The 18412-nt window shown below is 72.9% G+C and carries 18 protein-coding genes; 8 read left to right on the top strand and 10 right to left on the bottom strand.

All coding sequences use genetic code 11. The features are described 5' to 3' along the window. The first annotated feature begins 70 nt into the window (after positions 1–70). On the top strand, positions 71–667 hold the full coding sequence (locus tag ACFCZF_RS08555) for a Uma2 family endonuclease (RefSeq protein ID WP_376671122.1): 597 nt from the start codon (positions 71–73) through the stop codon (positions 665–667). 11 nt (positions 668–678) lie between these two features. Here ACFCZF_RS08555 and ACFCZF_RS08560 read toward each other — a convergent pair whose 3' ends face one another. From ACFCZF_RS08560 to rsmI, 6 genes are all read right to left on the bottom strand, one after another. Then, positions 679–1575 (bottom strand): 4-(cytidine 5'-diphospho)-2-C-methyl-D-erythritol kinase, encoded by an 897-nt coding sequence (locus ACFCZF_RS08560; protein ID WP_376671018.1) that lies wholly within the window; start codon positions 1573–1575, stop codon positions 679–681. Positions 1576–1582: 7 nt separating this feature from the next. After that, entirely contained in the window at positions 1583–2464 is an 882-nt protein-coding gene (rsmA, locus tag ACFCZF_RS08565; RefSeq protein WP_376671019.1) for a 16S rRNA (adenine(1518)-N(6)/adenine(1519)-N(6))-dimethyltransferase RsmA, read from the bottom strand. A 452-nt stretch (positions 2465–2916) separates the two neighbouring features. Then, on the bottom strand, positions 2917–4233 hold the full coding sequence (locus ACFCZF_RS08570) for a ubiquitin-like domain-containing protein (protein ID WP_376671020.1): 1317 nt from the start codon (positions 4231–4233) through the stop codon (positions 2917–2919). A gap of 107 nt (positions 4234–4340) precedes the next feature. After that, a complete protein-coding gene (locus ACFCZF_RS08575) occupies positions 4341–5231 on the bottom strand; it encodes a TatD family hydrolase (RefSeq protein ID WP_376671021.1) in 891 nt (296 codons plus the stop codon). A gap of 43 nt (positions 5232–5274) precedes the next feature. Beyond that, complete coding sequence (locus ACFCZF_RS08580) at positions 5275–5712, bottom strand: hypothetical protein (protein ID WP_376671022.1); 438 nt, start codon at positions 5710–5712, stop codon at positions 5275–5277. 216 nt (positions 5713–5928) lie between these two features. Then, positions 5929–6777, bottom strand: coding sequence for a 16S rRNA (cytidine(1402)-2'-O)-methyltransferase (gene rsmI / locus ACFCZF_RS08585; protein ID WP_376671023.1), 849 nt, complete (start codon positions 6775–6777; stop codon positions 5929–5931). Between the two features lie 109 nt (positions 6778–6886). Here rsmI and ACFCZF_RS08590 point away from each other — a divergent pair, with 109 nt between their 5' ends. The 3 genes from ACFCZF_RS08590 (at position 6887) to ACFCZF_RS08600 (ending at position 12215) form a co-directional block, all read left to right on the top strand. Next, the gene (locus ACFCZF_RS08590; protein WP_376671024.1) at positions 6887–8632 is read left to right on the top strand and encodes a dolichyl-phosphate-mannose--protein mannosyltransferase; all 1746 of its coding nucleotides are present in this window, start codon (positions 6887–6889) and stop codon (positions 8630–8632) included. A 164-nt stretch (positions 8633–8796) separates the two neighbouring features. Then, positions 8797–10428 carry a penicillin-binding transpeptidase domain-containing protein gene (locus tag ACFCZF_RS08595; RefSeq protein WP_376671025.1) on the top strand — a complete coding sequence of 544 codons (1632 nt, stop codon included), beginning with the start codon at positions 8797–8799 and terminating at the stop codon, positions 10426–10428. Positions 10429–10589: 161 nt separating this feature from the next. After that, positions 10590–12215 (top strand): penicillin-binding transpeptidase domain-containing protein, encoded by a 1626-nt coding sequence (locus ACFCZF_RS08600; RefSeq protein WP_376671026.1) that lies wholly within the window; start codon positions 10590–10592, stop codon positions 12213–12215. Positions 12216–12257: 42 nt separating this feature from the next. Here the strand turns inward: ACFCZF_RS08600 and ACFCZF_RS08605 are convergent, their stop codons facing one another. Then, positions 12258–12641 carry an SsgA family sporulation/cell division regulator gene (locus tag ACFCZF_RS08605; RefSeq protein ID WP_376671027.1) on the bottom strand — a complete coding sequence of 128 codons (384 nt, stop codon included), beginning with the start codon at positions 12639–12641 and terminating at the stop codon, positions 12258–12260. 165 nt (positions 12642–12806) lie between these two features. On the opposite strand from ACFCZF_RS08605, the gene ACFCZF_RS08610 reads away from it, so the two are divergent. From ACFCZF_RS08610 to ACFCZF_RS08625, 4 genes are all read left to right on the top strand, one after another. Next, entirely contained in the window at positions 12807–13874 is a 1068-nt protein-coding gene (locus ACFCZF_RS08610) for an energy-coupling factor ABC transporter permease (RefSeq protein WP_376671028.1), read from the top strand. Between the two features lies 1 nt (position 13875). After that, a complete protein-coding gene (cbiQ, locus tag ACFCZF_RS08615; protein ID WP_376671029.1) occupies positions 13876–14667 on the top strand; it encodes a cobalt ECF transporter T component CbiQ in 792 nt (263 codons plus the stop codon). A gap of 25 nt (positions 14668–14692) precedes the next feature. Then, a complete protein-coding gene (locus ACFCZF_RS08620) occupies positions 14693–15451 on the top strand; it encodes an energy-coupling factor ABC transporter ATP-binding protein (RefSeq protein ID WP_376671030.1) in 759 nt (252 codons plus the stop codon). A gap of 67 nt (positions 15452–15518) precedes the next feature. Next, the gene (locus tag ACFCZF_RS08625; RefSeq protein ID WP_376671031.1) at positions 15519–16748 is read left to right on the top strand and encodes a serine hydrolase domain-containing protein; all 1230 of its coding nucleotides are present in this window, start codon (positions 15519–15521) and stop codon (positions 16746–16748) included. Here ACFCZF_RS08625 and ACFCZF_RS08630 read toward each other — a convergent pair. From ACFCZF_RS08630 to ACFCZF_RS08640, 3 genes are read right to left on the bottom strand one after another with little or no spacing between them, the layout of a single operon-like run. Continuing rightward, positions 16728–17003 (bottom strand): DUF1876 domain-containing protein, encoded by a 276-nt coding sequence (locus ACFCZF_RS08630; protein WP_375909726.1) that lies wholly within the window; start codon positions 17001–17003, stop codon positions 16728–16730. The two genes, ACFCZF_RS08625 and ACFCZF_RS08630, sit on opposite strands and share 21 nt — an antisense overlap. A gap of 56 nt (positions 17004–17059) precedes the next feature. After that, entirely contained in the window at positions 17060–17905 is an 846-nt protein-coding gene (locus ACFCZF_RS08635) for an EamA family transporter (protein WP_376671032.1), read from the bottom strand. Further along, positions 17902–18405 (bottom strand): YbaK/EbsC family protein, encoded by a 504-nt coding sequence (locus tag ACFCZF_RS08640; RefSeq protein ID WP_376671033.1) that lies wholly within the window; start codon positions 18403–18405, stop codon positions 17902–17904. Before ACFCZF_RS08640 ends, ACFCZF_RS08635 begins: the two co-directional genes overlap by 4 nt. Between the last annotated feature and the right edge of the window lie 7 nt (positions 18406–18412).

Here is an 18412-nt window from a genome sequence, read left to right on the forward strand (position 1 = left end):
TGGTGACGTATGTCGGACCACCCGGCTACGGTGGGGAGCAGGCAGCAGGATCCCGCCCATGGGAGGAACCATGACCGCCGAGTCCGCAGAGCACCGCCGTCATCACTGGCCGGTGCCGCCCATGGACGGTTACACCGTGGACGACCTGTTCACCCTGCCGGATCTCCCGCCGCACACCGAGTTGATCGACGGGAGCCTGGTTTTCGTGAGTGCCCAGCGGGACTTCCACAGTGTTGTCATCGATCTGCTGGTGAGCGAGTTGCGCCGCACCGCCCCCCGGGAACTGCGGGTCCGCCGTGAGATGACCGTCGTTATCGACCGCCGCAACGGCCCGGAGCCGGACGTTTCGGTCGTCCACGCGGAAGCCGTGAAGAATCGGGAACAGACGTACTACAAAGTGGCCGATGTTCTGCTCGCCGTCGAAGTGGTGTCGCCGGACTCCGAGGCGCGCGACCGCGACTACAAGCCTCACAAGTACGCGGCGGCGGGCATCCCCCATTTCTGGCTCGTCGACATGACGGGCCAGGACCAGCACCCGGTCGTCCAGGTCTACGAACGCGGCGAGGCCACCGGCACCTATGCCCTGACCGGCATCTACCACGACCGGGTCAAGGTCAACGTGCCCTACGACATCGACGTCGACCTGACCGCGATCAACGAGCTGTAACGCGCACCGCGTCAAGCCACCGTCGCCCCCGCCACCGCCCCCACCGCCGTACGCACGTCCCGGCACGTCCCCGAGGCCCGCAGCACCCCGGCGATGTCCGACGCGGACCCGGCGTCCATGGCGAGGAAGGCCGTCGTCGGACCCGAGCCCGAGACCAGGGCCGCCAGCGCACCCGCCGCCCGCCCCGCCGCGAGGGTGTCGGACAGCTCGGGGAAGAGGGAGAGCGCCGCGGGCTGGAGGCCGTTGGAGACGGCCACGGCGAGCGCGGCCGGGTCGCCCTTGGCGAGGGCGTCGAGGACCGCCTGGTCGGCTACCGGCTCCGGAATGTCCAGGCCCTCCCCCAGCCGGTCGAACTCGCGGAAGACGGCCGGCGTGGACAGCCCCCGCGCGGCCAGCGCGAACACCCAGTGGAAGTCGCCGCCGACCTCCAGCTCCGTCAGCTTCTCGCCGCGCCCGGTGCCGAGCGCCGCCCCGCCGACCAGGCTGAACGGCACGTCGCTGCCCAGCTCGGCGCAGATCTCCAGCAGCTCCGCCCGTGAGGCGCCGGTGCCCCACAGGGCGTCGCAGGCGACCAGCGCGCCGGCGCAGTCCGCGCTGCCGCCCGCCATGCCGCCGGCGACGGGGATGTCCTTGGCGATGTGGAGATGGACGTCGGGCTCGCGGCCGTACCGCGCGGCCAGCGCCTCGGCCGCCCGTGCCGCGAGGTTGGTGCGGTCCAGCGGGACCTGGTCGGCGTCCGGGCCCTCGCAGGTGACGCGGAGTCCGTCGGCGGCCGGGGTCGCGGTGATCTCGTCGTACAGGGAGACGGCGAGGAAGACGTTGGCGAGGTCGTGGAAGCCGTCGGGGCGGGCGGCGCCGACCGCGAGCTGGACGTTGACCTTGGCGGGGACGCGGACCGTCACGCTCACTTGCTCGTCACTCCTTGTGTTCGGCGATGCGCGCCTTGTGCTCAGCGATACGCGCGAACTCTTCCACGGTCAGCGCCTCTCCGCGCGCCTGCGGGGACACGCCCGCGGCGACGAGGGCGGCCTCGGCGGCCGCCGCCGAACCGGCCCACCCCGCGAGGGCGGCCCGCAGGGTCTTGCGGCGCTGGGCGAAGGCGGCATCGACGACGGCGAAGACCTCGCGCTTGGCGGCGGTGGTCTTCAGCGGCTCGGTCCGCCGGACGAGTGACACGAGCCCGCTGTCGACGTTGGGCGCGGGCCAGAAGACGTTGCGGCCGATGGAACCCGCCCTGCGGACCTCGGCGTACCAGTTCGCCTTCACGGACGGCACGCCGTACACCTTGTTGCCGGGTCCGGCGGCGAGCCGGTCGGCGACCTCGGCCTGCACCATGACGAGGGTGCGTTCGATGGTCGGGAAGGTGTCGAGCATGTGGAGGAGGACGGGTACGGCCACGTTGTAGGGGAGATTCGCGACCAGTGCGGTCGGGGCGGGGCCCGGCAGGTCGGTGACGTGCATCGCGTCGGAGTGGACGAGCGCGAACCGGTCGGCGCGCTCGGGCATGCGGGCGGCGACGGTGGTGGGGAGGGCGCCGGCGAGTACGTCGTCGATCTCGACGGCGGTGACCCGGTCGGCGGCCTCCAGCAGGGCCAGGGTGAGCGAGCCGAGACCCGGTCCCACCTCGACCACCACGTCGTCGGGGCGTACCTCGGCGGTGCGGACGATACGGCGGACCGTGTTCGCGTCGATGACGAAGTTCTGGCCGCGCTGCTTGGTGGGGCGTACGCCGAGGACTGCCGCTAGTTCACGGACGTCGGCGGGACCCAGGAGGGCGTCGGGGGTGGGGCTGCTCACCCCGCAAGGGTAGCCGGGGGCGGCAGCGGGGCCGGCGGGGTCGTGCGTGGGGTGCGGCAGGACGCGCAGGGGGCGCCGGTGTGCGGGGGTTCCGGGGCGCGGGGGCGCCGGACGCGGGGGCGCCGCAAGCACCCGGGGCTCCGGCCAGGACACCCCGGCGCCTGGAGGCCGGGTCGGACGGTCGGCACCCGGACGGCTGCCAAGCCGGGGCGGACAGTCGGTGCCCGGACGGCTGGGACCGGGGCGTGCTGTCGGGGGCTGTCGGCCCCCGGGCCGCTGGGGATCCGGGGCACACAGAGCGCGCCCGTGCGGCTGGGAGCCCCAGGAGGCCCGCCGGGGCGGCCGGGGCGGCCAGGGCCGCAGGACCGCAGGACCGCAGGACCGCAGGACCGCAGGACCGCAGGACCGCAGGACCGCAGGATGCCAAACTGCGCCCCCGGCGGCCCGCCTTGTCAGCCCTGCAATCGTGCGCCGCAGTGCGGCCAGGCGTCGGCGCCGTTGCGTACGTACAGCTTCTTCGCGCGGTACGTCTGCTCCGATGCCGGCGCGTCCTGGGGGCGGCCCTCGCCGCCGAGGCTCTGCCAGGTGCGGGTGTCGAACTGGTAGAGGCCCCCGTACGTCCCCGAGGGGTCGACGGCGTCCGGGCGGCCGCCCGACTCGCACGCGGCCAGGCCCTGCCAGTTCAGGTGGTCGGCGCCCCGCACGGACGTCGGCCGGGCGCGGGTGCCGACCCGCACGACCTGCGGGCTGGGTTCGCGCACCACCTCGGTGTGCAGCCGGCGCGGCTTCTCGCGGACGCCGTTGACGGTGCGCAGCGCGTACGTGGTGCGTCGCAGACCGGGCCGGCCGGCCTGCTCGACGACCTCGGTGCCCCGGTAGAGGGCGGAGTCCTCGGCCCGCCGCACGTCGAACGGGATCGGGTCCTCGTGGACCTCCTCGGAGCCGGTGATCCGCAGCACCGTGACGGTCTGCCCGTCGCGGGGGAAGCCGGTCACCGGGACGGAGGTGGTGTCCTGGCCGCGCAGGGTGATCCCGGCCTCCTCGACCGCCTCGCGCACGGTCGCGGCGTTGGTGCGGACGGTGCGGGCCCGGCCGTCGGCCATGACCGTCACCACCCGCTCGGTCCGTACGTTCAGGGCGAGGCCCTCGCGTCCGATGCGCCGGGAGCCCTCGGTGGACAGGTACGCGCCCTCCGTCCGCACGCCGAGCTGCCGCAGCGCCCCCTCCACCGTCTCCGCGGTCGTCCACACCTGGCGCCGGTGGCCGTCGAGGGTGAGCAGCACGGGCCGTCCGTAGCGGACGGCGACCTCCTCGCCGCTGGTGAGAGGGGTGCCGGGCGCGGGCACGATCACGTCGTGGGCGCCCACCTCGACGCCTTCCTGCGCGAGCAGTTCGGTCACGTCGTCGGCGAAGGTGTGCAGCGTGCGCGGGGTGCCGTCGACGGTCAGCTCGACCGCCTTGTCCTTGGCGACGAAGGCGGTGGTGCCGCCCGCGAGGAACGCCACGACCAGCGCACGCGGCAGCAGCCGGCGCAGGGAGCCGTCCGCGCGCCCGGCGCACCGCTCCCGGCGCCGGCGCGCGGCCCGGCCGTCGCCCGGTGCGGGAGCCTCGGTCCGCGGAGCGCCCTGTCGGGGCAGCGCGGGTCCGGTCACCTCGTGGGCGGGCCGGTAGGTGTCGCCGTACGCCAGGGTGGGTGCGCTGTGCACGTCGTACGGTGCGTGCGTCTCGTAGGCCGCGAAGGTTTCGAACTCGAACTGCGTTCTGCTCACGCCGACAGCTCCAGGGGTCCGGATCGGGCCCCCAGAACCTAGCGGAGCGTTCGTCACTCTCCAAAGCGACGCGGCTACGCAGCGTGGCGTGCCCGATCAGTGCCCTGTCAGTACCCGAAGGCGCGGGCCGTGTTCGCGGCGAGGGCCGTCGCCAGCGTGTCCTCGTCGACGCCCCGCACGTCGGCCATGGCACGCACCGTGACCGGTACCAGGTAGGGCGCGTTGGGCCTGCCCCGGTAGGGCACCGGTGTCAGGAACGGCGCGTCGGTCTCCACCAGGACCAGTTCCGGCGGGGCGACCGCGAGCGCGTCGCGCAGGTTCTGGGCGTTCTTGAAGGTGACGTTGCCGGCGAAGGACATGTAGTACCCGGCGCTCGCGCAGATCTCGGCCATCTCCGCGTCGCCGGAGTAGCAGTGGAAGACGGTGCGCTCGGGGGCGCCCTCCTCCTTGAGGACGCGCAGGACGTCGGCGTGGGCGTCGCGGTCGTGGATGACCAGGGCCTTGCCGTGCCGCTTGGCGATCTCGATGTGGGCGCGGAAGGACCGCTCCTGGGCCGCCTTGCCCTCGGGACCGGTGCGGAAGTAGTCCAGTCCCGTCTCACCGACGCCCTTCACCTGGGGCAGCGCGGCCAGCCGGTCGATCTCGGCGAGGGCGTCGTCGAGCGCCGCGTCTCCGCCGGGCTCGCGCGCCCCCTGCCTCGACCAGCCTTCGGGGTCCCCGTGCACGATGCGCGGCGCCTCGTTGGGGTGCAGGGCGACGGTGGCGTGGACGGCGTCGTGCGCCGCCGCCGTCTCGGCCGCCCAGCGGGAGCCGGCGAGGTCGCAGCCGACCTGGACGACCGTGGTGACCCCGACCGACGCGGCCTCGGCGAGAGCCTCCTGCACCGTGCCCGACTGCATGTCGAGGTGGGTGTGCGAGTCGGCGACCGGTACCCGGAGGGGTTCGGGGAGCGGAGGCGCGTCGTTCTTGTCGGACCGGCCGGAGGCGTTCGAAGGCATGCCTTAGATCCTACGAAAGGTCCCCCCGGGCCCGGAACGGCCGTCAGCTCGCCCCGCGGTGGAGGTGGAGGGCGTTCAGGAGGTCGGCCAGGTGCCAGTGCCGGCGCTCGGAGGTGAGCCCCGGCGCCCCGGGTCCCGGCGCCTCGGGCACCTGCGGCACCTCCAGGGGGCCGGCCGGCGGCACCCGGTGGAGGCCGTGCGCGGCGCCGCGCACCGAGGCGACCCGCCCCGGCCGCATGATCCGTACGAGGTGGTTGTCGCAGTTGTCGCAGGTCGGCCGGGTCAGCGGGGAGGGCACGACGCGGCCGTCCGCGACGTAGAGCACGAAGTCGTTGCCGTCGACGTCCTTGTGGTGCTCGATCTCGAACGACTGCTCCCAGCCGTGCCCGCAGCGCATGCAGGCGAAGGAGTACGACTCGTGGACGACGGAGGTGGCCCCGGCGCGCAGTCCGGTCCGCGCCGCACTCTCGCTCGTGTTCATCCCGGCTCCTTGGGTTCGCTGGGCGATCCTTTTTCGCTCCTTCCTCCAGTGGACTCCTCCACCAGCGGGAAAGCACCGGATCTGCCGAGTGTTTGAGCCGATTTGGGCCGCCCTTGGCGCAAGGACCGATTGGTCAGGAGCGGGTCAAGCGCGGCCGGATCAGGACCCTCAGGACCGCCAGGACCGCCAGGACCCGTCAGGACCCGTCAGGACCCGTCAGGACCCGGCGTTCTTCGCCGCCACCACCGCGTCGAACACTTCCCGCTTGGGCACACCCACCTGTGCGGCCACCGCGGCGATCGCCTCCTTGCGCCGCTCCCCCGCCTCCTCGCGCACCCGCACCCGCCGCACCAGCTCCTGAGCCCCGAACTCCTCGGCCCCCTGTTCCGGCGCGCCCTCGACGACGACGGTGATCTCACCGCGCACCCCCTCGGCGGCCCACGCGGCCAGCTCGCCCAGCCCGCCGCGCCTGACCTCCTCGTAGGTCTTGGTCAGCTCCCGGCAGACGGCGGCCCGCCGGTCGGCGCCGAAGACCTCGGCCATGGCGGCGAGGGTGTCGTCGACGCGGTGCGTGGACTCGAAGTAGACGAGGGTGCGGCGCTCCCCGGCCACCTCACGCAGCCGGGTCAGCCGCTCGCCGGACTTGCGCGGCAGGAAGCCCTCGAAGCAGAACCGGTCGACCGGCAGCCCGGACAGGGCGAGCGCGGTGAGCACGGCGGACGGGCCGGGCACGGCGGTCACCCGCACGTCCCGCTCGACGGCGGCGGCGACCAGCCGGTAGCCGGGGTCGGACACGGACGGCATCCCGGCGTCGGTCACGAGCAGCACGCGTGCGCCGCCCGCCAGCTCCTCGACCAGCTCGGGCGTGCGGGCCGACTCGTTGCCCTCGAAGTACGACACGACACGCCCCCTGGGCGTGACGCCGAGCGCCTGGGTGAGCCGGCGCAGCCGCCGGGTGTCCTCGGCGGCGACGACGTCCGCGCCGGCCAGTTCCTCGGCGAGCCGCGGCGGGGCGTCCCGGACGTCGCCGATGGGGGTGCCCGCGAGTACAAGGGTTCCAGTCACGCCCCCATCCTCCCAGGGACGGGCGAGCGCCCTGCCGCGAGGACGCGTTCGGACCACCGGTGAGGGCCATGCGCGGGACGCGCACAGTACGGTTCCCTACGATGGCGCGGTGACCAGTACCGCGTCCTCCACGGACACCCGGCAGGACCAGGCCCCGCACGACCGGCGGCCCCCCTGGCAGCAGCGGCTGCGCCGCTTCGGCTACACGGCGGGGCCCGCGGCCGGCGACGTCCGCGACCGGCTGGTGCCGGCGTACACGAGCCCCGGTCCGCGCCTGTGGGCCTTCCTGGGCCTGGCCAAGGCGCCGGCCGACCGGATCGTGCGCTGGTCGGCGTGGGGCGGGCCGCTGCTGGTGGCGTTGCTGGCGGGCGTGCTGCGGTTCTGGAACCTGGGCAGCCCGAAGGCGGTGATATTCGACGAGACGTACTACGCCAAGGACGCCTGGGCGCTGATCCACCGCGGTTTCGAGGTCAACTGGGACAAGAACGCCAATGACCTGATCCTGAACTCCGGCGGCGACGTCCCGATCCCGACGGACGCGGCGTACGTCGTGCATCCGCCGGTCGGCAAGTACGTCATCGGGCTTGGGGAACTGCTGTTCGGGTTCGACCCGTTCGGCTGGCGGTTCATGACGGCGCTGCTCGGCACGCTGTCGGTGCTGATGCTGTGCCGGATCGGGCGCAGGCTGTTCCGCTCCACGTTCCTGGGGTGCCTGGCGGGCGCGCTGATGGCGGTGGACGGGCTGCACTTCGTGATGAGCCGCACCGCGCTGCTGGACAGCGTGCTGATGTTCTTCGTGCTGGCGGCCTTCGGCTGCCTGGTCGCCGACCGCGACCGGTCCCGCGGGAAACTGGCCGCCGCGCTGCCGGTGGACGACGACGGCCTGGTCCGCCCGGACGCGCACATCGCCGAGACGTTCCGGCTCGGGTGGCGCCCCTGGCGGCTGGCGGCGGGGCTCATGCTGGGCCTGGCCGCGGCCACCAAGTGGAACGGCCTGTACATCATGGCGGCCTTCTGTGTGATGGCCGTGCTGTGGGACGTCGGCACCCGCCGGGTCGCGGGCGCCCACCGGCCGCATCTGGCGGTGCTGAAGCACGACCTGGGCTGGGCGTTCCTGTCGACGGTGCCGGTCGCGCTCGCCACGTACGTCCTGTCCTGGCTGGGCTGGATCCTCTCCCCCGCCGACGGCAGCGGCGGCTACTACCGCGACTGGGCGGCGACCGACGGCAGGAACAGCTCCTGGTCCTGGCTCTTCCCGGACTGGTGGCGCAGCCTGTGGCACTACGAGACGCAGGTGCTGGAGTTCCACACCAACCTCACCTCGCCGCACACCTACCAGTCGAACCCCTGGAGCTGGATCGTCCTGGGCCGTCCGGTCTCGTACTTCTACGAGTCGCCGGCGGCCGGTTCGGACGGCTGCCCGGCCGACGCGGGCGAGAAGTGCGCCCGCGAGGTCCTGGCGCTCGGCACCCCGCTGCTGTGGTGGGTGGGCTGCTTCGCCCTGCTGTACGTCCTGTGGCGCTGGGTCTTCCGCCGCGACTGGCGCGCGGGCGCCATCGCCTGCGGCATCGCGGCCGGCTATCTGCCCTGGTTCCTGTACCAGGAGCGCACGATCTTCCTCTTCTACGCCGTCGTCTTCCTGCCGTTCCTGTGCCTGGCGGTGGCGATGCTGCTGGGGGCGATCGTGGGCCGGCCGGGCTGCGGCGACGCCCGGCGGGTCGCGGGGGCGACGGGAGCGGGCGTACTGGTGCTGCTGATCGCGTGGAACTTCATCTACTTCTGGCCCATCTACACGGGCACGGCGATCCCGATGGAGGACTGGCGGGCGCGGATGTGGCTCGACACCTGGGTCTGAGTCCGGGCCCGAAGACGCCGCATCTCCATTCGGCCACCAAACGGAAACATCCGTACCGCCGGTCACGCCCTGCACATAGAGTGCAACCCACGATTGCTTCTGAACGCGTTCAAGAGAGCGGGCGGAAGTCTGAACGGGGATCCGGGGATGGGGAGGGACTGCCGATGGGCAGGGGGGTGAAGGTCGCCGTCATAGGCGGCGTGTTCGCCGTGATGGTGGGCGGGGCCGGATACGGCGCCTACAACGTCGTGTCGGCGCTGGACGGCGGCGGGGGCTCGGGGTCCGCGGGGACGGCGAAGAAGAGCGGGCCGCCGAGCGGCGACGAGGTCGGGGAGACGACGGAGAAGTTCTTCACGGCCTGGGAGAAGGGCGACGCGACCACGGCGGCGTCGTACACGAACAACGCCACGGTCGCCGGGACGCTGCTCACCGCCTACGGCGAGGCGGCGCACATCACCGACGTCGAGATCACTCCCGGCACGGCGACCGGCACCGCCGTGCCGTTCACCGTGCAGGCGAAGGTGTCGTACGAGGGCGCGACCAAGCCGCTGACGTACAAGAGCAAGCTGACGGTGGTGCGCGGCGAGACCAGCGGACGCGCGCTGGTCGACTGGGAGCCGTCCGTCGTCCATCCCCGGCTGAAGGACGGCGACACCCTGGTCACCGAGGAGTCGTCGACACCCCAGATCCAGGCGGTCGGCCGCAACGGCACCGTGCTCACGAAGGAGAAGTACCCCTCCCTCGGCCCGGTCCTCGACACGCTGCGCCAGAAGTACGGCGACAAGGCGGGCGGCACCCCCGGCGTCGAGCTGATGGTCCGGCACACGGCCGCCGAAGCCGCCGACACGTCGCTCCTGACGCTGACCGAGGGCGAGCCCGGAAAGCTGGAGACGACACTCAGCGCGAACGTCCAGGCGGCGGCCGAGAAGGCGGTGAAGCGGTACGGCGAGTCCTCGGTGGTGGCGGTCGAGCCGAGCACCGGCGAGGTGCTGGCCGTGGCGAACAACCGCGCGGACGGCTTCAACGCGGCCTTCCAGGGACGCGTCGCCCCCGGCTCCACCATGAAGATCATCACCGCGGCGATGCTCATCGACAACGGCGTGACCTCGATGGACGGCCCGGCGCCTTGCCCGGACACGGCGACCTGGCAGAGCCAGACCTTCAAGAACCTCACCGGCATGAAGGCCGACGAGGGCGCCACCCTCGCCAACACCTTCATGCGGTCCTGCAACACCGGCTTCATCAAGCTCGTCGACGAGAACCCGCTCACGGACGCCTCGCTGACGGCGGAGGCCGAGGAGCGCTTCGGGCTGAAGGGGGACAACTGGCAGACCGGCATCGTCTCCTTCGACGGCAGGGTGCCCGCGTCCGGCGGCCCGGACCGCGCGGCCAACGCCATCGGCCAGGGCCAGGTCCAGATGAACCCGCTGAACATGGCGTCCGTGACGGCGACCGCCATCACCGGCGAGTTCCGCCAGCCCTACCTGGTCCCGCCCGACCTGGACGGCCGTCAGCTCGCCACCGCCAAGGGCCTGCCGCAGAGCACCGCTTCCCAGCTCAAGCAGATGATGCGGCTCACCGCCACGCAGGGCACCGGCGCCGAGGCCATGTCAGGGCTCGGCGGCGACATCGGCGCCAAGACCGGGTCGGCCGAGGTCGACGGGGAGTCCACTTCCGACAGCTGGTTCACCGGCTTCCGCAACGACGTCGCGGCGGCGGCCATGGTCGAGCAGGGCGGCCACGGAGGTGACGCGGCCGGCCCGATCGTGGCGGACGTGCTGCGGGCGGGGGGCTGAGACAGGCCGGAGGCGACGGGTGCCCCTACTGTGGTCGCCGTCGTTGGAAGCGTGAGGCAACGAGGGCACCGAGGGACCCCGGGAATCCGGGCGCCGCGGAGGAACGGGACACAGTGGGCAGCAGAAGGGCCGCGGGCGAGCGGCGGAGGACGAAACCCGCCGTGATCGGCAGCGTGGCCGCCGTGGTCGTGGCCGGCGCCGGATTCGGCGCCTACGCGATGTACGGCGGCGGGGCCGGCACCGAGGACAGCGCGCGGACGACGTCCGCGGCGGCCGGGGAGAAGGCGAAGTCGGGCCCCCTGAAGGCGGCCGAGGTCACCACGACGGCCCAGCGGTTCCTGACCGCCTGGCAGAAGGGCGACGTCGCCGGGGCGGCCGCCGCCACCGACGACGCCGAGGCCGCGAAAGCCCTGCTCACCGGCTACGCCAAGGACGCCCACGTCAAGGACGTCACGCTCACCGCGGGCACCCCGGCCGGCGACAAGGTGCCGTTCTCGGTGAAGGCCACCGTCACCCACAAGGAGACGACGAAGCCGCTGGCGTACGACAGTGCGCTGACCGTCGTCCGCCGGGCCGGCGACGGCGAGCCGCGCGTCGACTGGCACGCCGCCGTCGTCCATCCGGAACTGAAGGACGGCGACAAGCTGGTCACCGGGGAGGCCGGGGCCCCGCCGGTCGAGGCGCTGGACCGGGACGGCGCGGAGATCACCGCCGCGAAGTACCCGTCGCTCGGCACCGTCCTGGACGGCCTGCGCGAGAAATACGGCGAGCAGGCCGGCGGCACCCCGGGCATCGAGCTGCGCGTGGTCCGCGGCAAGGAGTCGAAGGCGGCGAAGGCCTCCGACAAGACGCTGCTGGAGCTGAGCGAGGGCACGCCCGGCACCGTGAAGACGACCCTGGACCCCGCCCTCCAGGCCGCCGCCGAGAAGCAGGTGGCCGGGAAAGCGCGGGCGTCGGTGGTCCTGCTGCGCGCCTCCACGGGCGAGGTCCTCGCCGTCGCCAACGGCGGCCACGGCTTCAACACCGCCTTCCAGGGCTCGCTGGCCCCCGGCTCCACGATGAAGGTCATCACCGCCTCGATGCTGATCGAGAAGGACCTGGCGTCGATGGACAAGAAGCACCCGTGCCCGAAGTACTTCAGCTACGGCGGCTGGAAGTTCCAGAACGACGACAAGTTCGAGATCAAGGACGGCACCTTCAAGGCGAGTTTCGCCCGTTCCTGCAACACCGCCTTCATCAGCCAGGCCCCCGAGCTGGCCAACGACGACCTGACCAAGCAGGCGAAGGAGGTGTTCGGCCTCTCGATGAACAACTGGTCGGTCGGCGTGCCCACCTTCGACGGCTCGGTGCCGGTGCAGAGCGCGGCCCCGATGGCCGCCTCCCTCATCGGCCAGGGCGGGGTGCGGATGAACCCGCTGAACATGGCGTCCGTGTCGGCGACCGTGAAGTCCGGCAGCTTCCACCAGCCGTACCTGGTCGCCCCGTCGGTCGACGGGCGCAAGCTCGCCACGGCCTCCCGCACGATGTCGTCGTCCACGCTGGCGCAACTGCGCGAGCTGATGTCCTACACGGCGGCGGCGGGCACCGCCGCGGAGGCGATGGCCGGGGTCGGCGGTGACGCCGGTGCGAAGACCGGCTCGGCGGAGGTCGACGGCCAGGAGAAGCCCAACGGCTGGTTCACCGCGTACCGGGGCGACGTGGCCGCGGCGGGCGTGGTCCAGCAGGGCGGCCACGGCAGCGAGTCGGCGGGACCGATCGTCGCGGCGCTGCTGAAGAACGCGGGCTGAGACGGCGGCCGGCCGTCGAGGCGGGCACGTGCGGCCGGTGGCTCAGTGGGCCACCGGCTGGGCCACCGCCGTGTAGGTCCGGCGCAGGAACCGGATGAGCGCCTTGGTCTCGAACTGGACCACGGAGCAGCCCTGCGGGGTGTGGAACTCGACGACCGCCTGCACCCGGCCGCACGGCCACACCCGTACCTCGCCGCTCCCGGCGGGGGCGCGCAGGCCCTGTTCGAGCAGCGCCCGGTCGAAGGTCCACTCACGGAGGCCGGGACCGGAACCGCGGCCCCGCGCGGGCAGCCCGACGCACACCGACCGCGGATCGTGGTCGGGGTCGTAGCGCAGCACGACGGGTATCGCTCCGCCGTCGTCCTCGTCCGGAAGGTCCGAGTCCGTCAGGACATGGGCTCGTGCGTACTGTTCGACAACGGACATCGGATCGCCCCTTGCGCTGTGCCACCTGTGCGAATGCTCTGCGTCCACCCCTTCTCCAATGTCCCATATTTCCCCGGCCATGCCCTTCGGGGCGTATATCACATGTGAGATCAGCCTTTACCTCGCTCTTGCAAAGGGGTTGCAACTAGTCCCTATCATCGAGTCGTGCACGTACCTGACGGATTCATCAACGCCCCGACCTCCGCCGTGACCGGAGTCGTCGCCGCGGGCGCCATCGCGGTCAGCCTGCGCGGCGCGCGGCGCGAGCTGGACGAGCGGACGGCGCCCCTCGCGGGACTGGTCGCGGCGTTCATCTTCGCCGTGCAGATGCTGAACTTCCCCGTCGCCGCGGGCACCAGCGGACATCTGCTCGGCGGTGCCCTGGCCGCGATCCTGGTGGGCCCCTACACAGGGGTGCTCTGCGTCTCCGTCGTCCTGCTCATGCAGGGCATCCTCTTCGCCGACGGCGGCCTGACCGCGCTCGGCGTCAACATCACCGACATGGCGATCGTCACCACGGTCGTCGCCTACGCCCTCTTCCGGGGCCTGGTGAAGGTCCTGCCGCGCACCCGCCGCTCGGTCACCGTCGCCTCCTTCGTCGCCGCCCTCGTCTCCGTCCCGGCCGCCGCCCTCGCCTTCACGTTCCTGTACTGGATCGGCGGCACCACCGACGTCGCCATCGGCAAGGTCGCCACCGCGATGATCGGCGTGCACGTGCTGATCGGCATCGGCGAGGCCGCGATCACCGCGCTGACCGTCGGCGCCGTCATCGCCGTACGCCCGGACCTCGTGTACGGGGCGCGCGGCCTCACGCGGAAGCTCAAGCTGCGCGTGAACGGCGAACTCGTCGACGTCCCCGACGCGGAGCCGGCCGCCGCGCCCACCGCCGCCCGCTCCCACCGCAAGCTGTGGATCGCGGGCCTGGTCACCTCGCTGGTCCTGGCCGGCTTCGTCAGCTTCTACGCCTCCGCCGACCCCGACGGCCTGGAGAAGGTCGCCGCGGACAAGGGCATCGACGAGAAGACCGAGGAGCACGCGAGCGCCGGCTCCCCGCTCGCCGACTACGGCGTCGAGGACATCACCGACGCCCGCGTCTCCGGCGGCCTCGCGGGCGTGATCGGCGTCGGCGTCACGGTCGTCGCGGGCAGCGCGGTGTTCTGGTCGGTGCGCAGGCGGCGCGGCGACGACACCTCGCCGACGAGCGTCCCGGACCGCACGGACACGAGCGCCTGACGTGGGCGCCGATGGGGGTACCTCCCACGCGTTCAGCAGTGGGGGAGCGCACCGGCTCTACCGGCACGGTCACTCCCCCGTGCACGGTCTGCCGCCGCACACCAAGCTCGCCGCGACCTTCGCCTTCGTGATCGTCGTGGTGTCGACGCCCCGCGAGGCGATGTGGGCCTTCGGCCTCTACGCGCTGCTGCTGGCGACGGTGGCGTACGCGGCTCGCGTGCCCGCCGGTTTCCTGCTCAAGCGGCTGCTGATCGAGGTGCCGTTCGTCGCGTTCGCGGTGCTGATGCCGTTCGTGGCCGAGGGAGAGCGGATCGAGGTGCTCGGCATGTCGCTGAGCGTGAACGGCCTGTGGGGCGCCTGGAACGTACTGGCCAAGGGCACCCTGGGCGTCGCCGCCTCCGTCCTCCTCGCCTCCACCACCGAGCTGCGTGAACTCCTGCTCGGCCTCCAGCGCCTGAAGCTGCCGCCGCTGCTGGTGCAGATCGCGTCCTTCATGATCCGGTACGGGGACGTCATCGCGGACGAGATGCGCCGGATGCGGATCGCCCGGGAGTCGCGCGGCTTCGAGGCGCGGGGCGTCCGGCACTGGGGCGTGCTCGCCAAGTCCGCGGGAGCCCTCTTCATCCGCTCCTACGAGCGCGGCGAGCGCGTCCATCTGGCCATGGTCAGCCGCGGGTACGCCGGTTCGATGCCGGTGATCGACGAGGTGACCGCCTCCCGGGCGCAGTGGTCGTACGCGCTGGCCCTCCCGTGTGCGGCGCTCGTCGTCTGTCTGCTGGGATGGTCGCTGTGAGGGGCGCTGCGATGGGTGTGCTGGGATGAGTGCTGTGACCGCTTCTCTGGACGTCTCCGGCCTCGCCTACGCCTACCCCGACGGGCATCAGGCCCTCTTCGGCGTGGACTTCTCCGTCGCCCGCGGCGAGCGGGTCGCGCTGCTGGGCCCGAACGGCGCGGGCAAGACGACGCTCGTCCTCCACCTCAACGGCATCCTGACCGGCGGCACCGGCACGGTCACGGTCGCCGGGCTGCCCGTGGACAAGCGGAACATGGCGGAGGTCCGGCGCCGGGTCGGCATCGTCTTCCAGGACCCCGACGACCAGCTCTTCATGCCGACCGTGCGCGAGGACGTGGCGTTCGGACCTGCGGCGGCCGGGCTGAAGGGGGCGGAGCTGGAGGAGCGGGTGGACCGGGCGCTCGCGCTGGTCGGCATGGGCGAGTTCAAGGACCGGCCCCCGCACCACCTCTCCTTCGGCCAGCGACGCCGGGTGGCGGTGGCGACCGTGCTCGCGATGGAGCCGGAGATCCTCGTCCTGGACGAGCCCTCGTCCAACCTCGACCCGGCCTCCCGCCGCGAACTCGCCGACATCCTGCGCTCCCTGGACGTCACGGTCCTGATGGTCACCCACGACCTGCCCTACGCCCTGGAGCTGTGCTCCCGCGCCCTGATCCTCAGCGACGGCGTGATCGCGGCGGACGGCCCGACGGCCGGCCTGCTCTCCGACGACGAGCTGATGCGCGCCCACCGCCTGGAACTGCCCTTCGGCTTCGACCCGTGGTCGGTGTCGGCGAGCGGGTGAGGAATCGCAGGCGGCCGGCGACGGTTGCACCCACTGTCGCAGGCGATCCGAAGGGACGGGTGGAGAAGTGAGCGCGGACGTTGACGTGCGGGGCACGGTGGCCGAGGGCTTCGAGCCGGTCAGGGACGCGTTCGCACGGAACTTCGCGGAGCTCGGTGACCGGGGCGCGGCGGTCGCCGTCTACCGGGACGGGCGCAAGGTCGTCGACCTGTGGGGCGGCACCAGGGACGTCGATGACACAGCCGGCACCGAACCCTGGCGCCGGGGCACCGCCCAGGTCGTGCGCTCGGCCACGAAGGGCGTCGCCGCCGCCGTACCGCTGCTGCTGCACCAGCGCGGGGAGCTGGACCTGGACGCGCCGGTGGGCGAGTACTGGCCCGCGTTCAAGGCGCACGGCAAGGAGCGGGTGCTGGTCCGGCACGTGCTGAACCACCGGGCGGGGCTGCCGGTCCTCGACCGCCCGCTCACCCCGGACGAAGCGCTCGACTCGTTGCGCGGACCGCAGGCCGTCGCCGCGCAGGCACCCATCTGGGAACCCGGCACCGACCACGGCTACCACGCGCTCACCTACGGCTGGCTCCTCGACGAGCTGGTGCGCAGGGTGACGGGCGGGCGGAGCACCGGTGAGTGGCTCGCGGACGAGATCGCCCGCCCGCTGGGTCTGGACCTGTGGCTGGGCCTGCCGGCCGCGGAGGAGGCGGCGGGCCGGGCGGGCCGGGTCGGGCGCCTCGACGAGGCCGAACCGTCGGGGAGCGGCCCCCGCCTGCGCCCCAAGCGGGCCGTCACCGAGGCCTACGCCGACCCGGACTCCCTCACCCGCCGCGCCTTCGCCGCCGTCACCCCGTTCCCCGACCAGAACGACCCCGCGTACCGCGCGGCGGCCCTTCCCGCGACCAACGGCATCGCGACGGCCGACGGGCTGGCACGCTTCTACGCCGCGCTGATCGGCGAGGTCGACGGCGTGACGCGGCACGCCCGGCTCTTCGACCCGGCGACGCTGGAGCGCGCCCGCGCCGAGGAGTCGGCCGGGCCGGACCGGATCCTCGTCGTGCCCACCCGCTTCGGCCTCGGCTACATGCTGCACGGCAGCGCGTCCCCGTTCCTGTCCCCCGGCTCCTTCGGCCACCCGGGCCGCGGCGGCGCGCTCGGCTTCGCCGACCCGGAGGCGGGCATCGCCTTCGGCTACGTCACCAACGGCTTCCGCAAGACCGTGACGGCGGACCCGCGGGCGCAGGCGCTGGTGCGTGCGGTGCGGGCGTCGCTCCGGCGGACCGGCTCAGACGTGGATGGGGTGTGAGGTCCTCCCCGACGCCGCGTCGATCTCGTCGTGCGCCTTGGTGAGCAGTTGCATCGCGAGCTCGTTCAGAGCGCGCGCCCCCGCGACCTCCTCGCCGACCCTCGGCTGATGCGAGTCGACGCGGTGCCGGCTGGCGTGGCCGTGCGCGCGGACCTCGCTGCCGTCGGGGAGCCGCACCATCGCGACCGCCCGCGTGTGCTGGTCGTCCTCCATGAACTCCAGCTCGACGTGCCATCCCACTGCGGTGTGCATCATGACGATCACCTCCGGAAGACCTGCTTCCAGGGTGCTCCTCGCAGCCGCCGTGCGCACTATCCCGTGTGCAGCATCAGTCCGATCCCGACGACGAGGAGGCCCGCCGCCGCGATCCGGGGAGCGCCGAACCGCTCCTTGAAGAAGAGGGCCCCTATCGCCGCGCCGACCAGGATCGAGGACTCGCGCAGGGCGGCGATCGGCGCGAGTTCGGCGCGGGTCTGCGCCCACAGGACCAGCGCGTACGCGGTGACCGACAGGGCCGCGCCGAGCAGCCCGAGCCCGGCGTGCGGCCGCAGCAGCGCCCAGGCACCGGTGCGGTGGCGGTACAGGAAGTACGCCGGGAGGACCGTCCCCTGCACCGCCATCAGCCAGGCGATGTACCCGAGGGAGGACCCGGAGGCGCGTACGCCAAGGCCGTCGACGACCGTGTACGCCGCGATGGTCGCCCCGGTCGCCAGGGCCGCGCCGATCGCCGCCCAGTCGGGCCGGCGCCCGCGCAGCCCCCACAGGGCGACGCCGGTCAGCCCCGCGCAGGACACCAGGATGCCCGCGGTCGCCCAGCCGTCCGGCACCTCGTGCGCGAAGACGGCGGCGAGGACGGTGACCAGCAGCGGCGCGCTGCCGCGCGCGATCGGATAGGCCTGCCCGAAGTCGCCCAGCCGGAAGGACCGCATCAGCAGGGCGTAGTACGCGATGTGGATGGCCGCGGAGACGAGCAGGTACGGCCACGCGCCGGCCGCCGGGAACGCCGTGAACGGCAGCAGCGCGAGCCCGATGAGCATCCCGCCGCCCGAGATCAGCGCGAAGCCGGTCAGCTTGTCCGTGATCCGGTGGGCGATGGCGTTCCAGCTCGCGTGCGTGACCGCGGCGAGCAGGACGGCACCGGTGACCAGGGGTGTCACTCGGAGCGCTCGCGCAGGGTGGCGCCGGCGGTGGCGACGAGCTCCTTGGGTTCCATCGGGAAGACGGCGTACGGGGTGCCGGCGGCGGCCCAGACGACCTCGTGCGTGAGAAGGGACCGGTCGGCGAGTACCCGGGTCCTGCTCCGGTGCCCGAAGGGCGGCACGCCGCCGATGGCGTATCCGGTGGTCTCCCGTACGACGTCGGCCTTGGCCCGGGTGACCTTCTCCGCGCCGAGCTCCTCCCGGACCCGGTCCAGGTCGACGCGCGAGGCGCCGTCCATGAGGACCAGCACGGGCACGCCGTCGGCGGCGAAGATGAGCGACTTGCAGATCTGGCTCAGCTCGCACCCGATCGCGGCGGCGGCCTCGGCGGCGGTGCGGGTGGCCTCGGGGAAGCGCCGGGCCCGTCCGGCCAGGTCACCGAGGCCGAGTTCGCGCAGGGCCTCGGCGAATCGGGGGTGGGCGGCAGGGGTTCCGGAGGCGTCGTCGGTCGTCGTCATGGACGGC

It is taken from the genome of Streptomyces sp. NPDC056296 (assembly GCF_042268605.1).
In the GTDB taxonomy this organism is placed as follows: domain Bacteria; phylum Actinomycetota; class Actinomycetes; order Streptomycetales; family Streptomycetaceae; genus Streptomyces.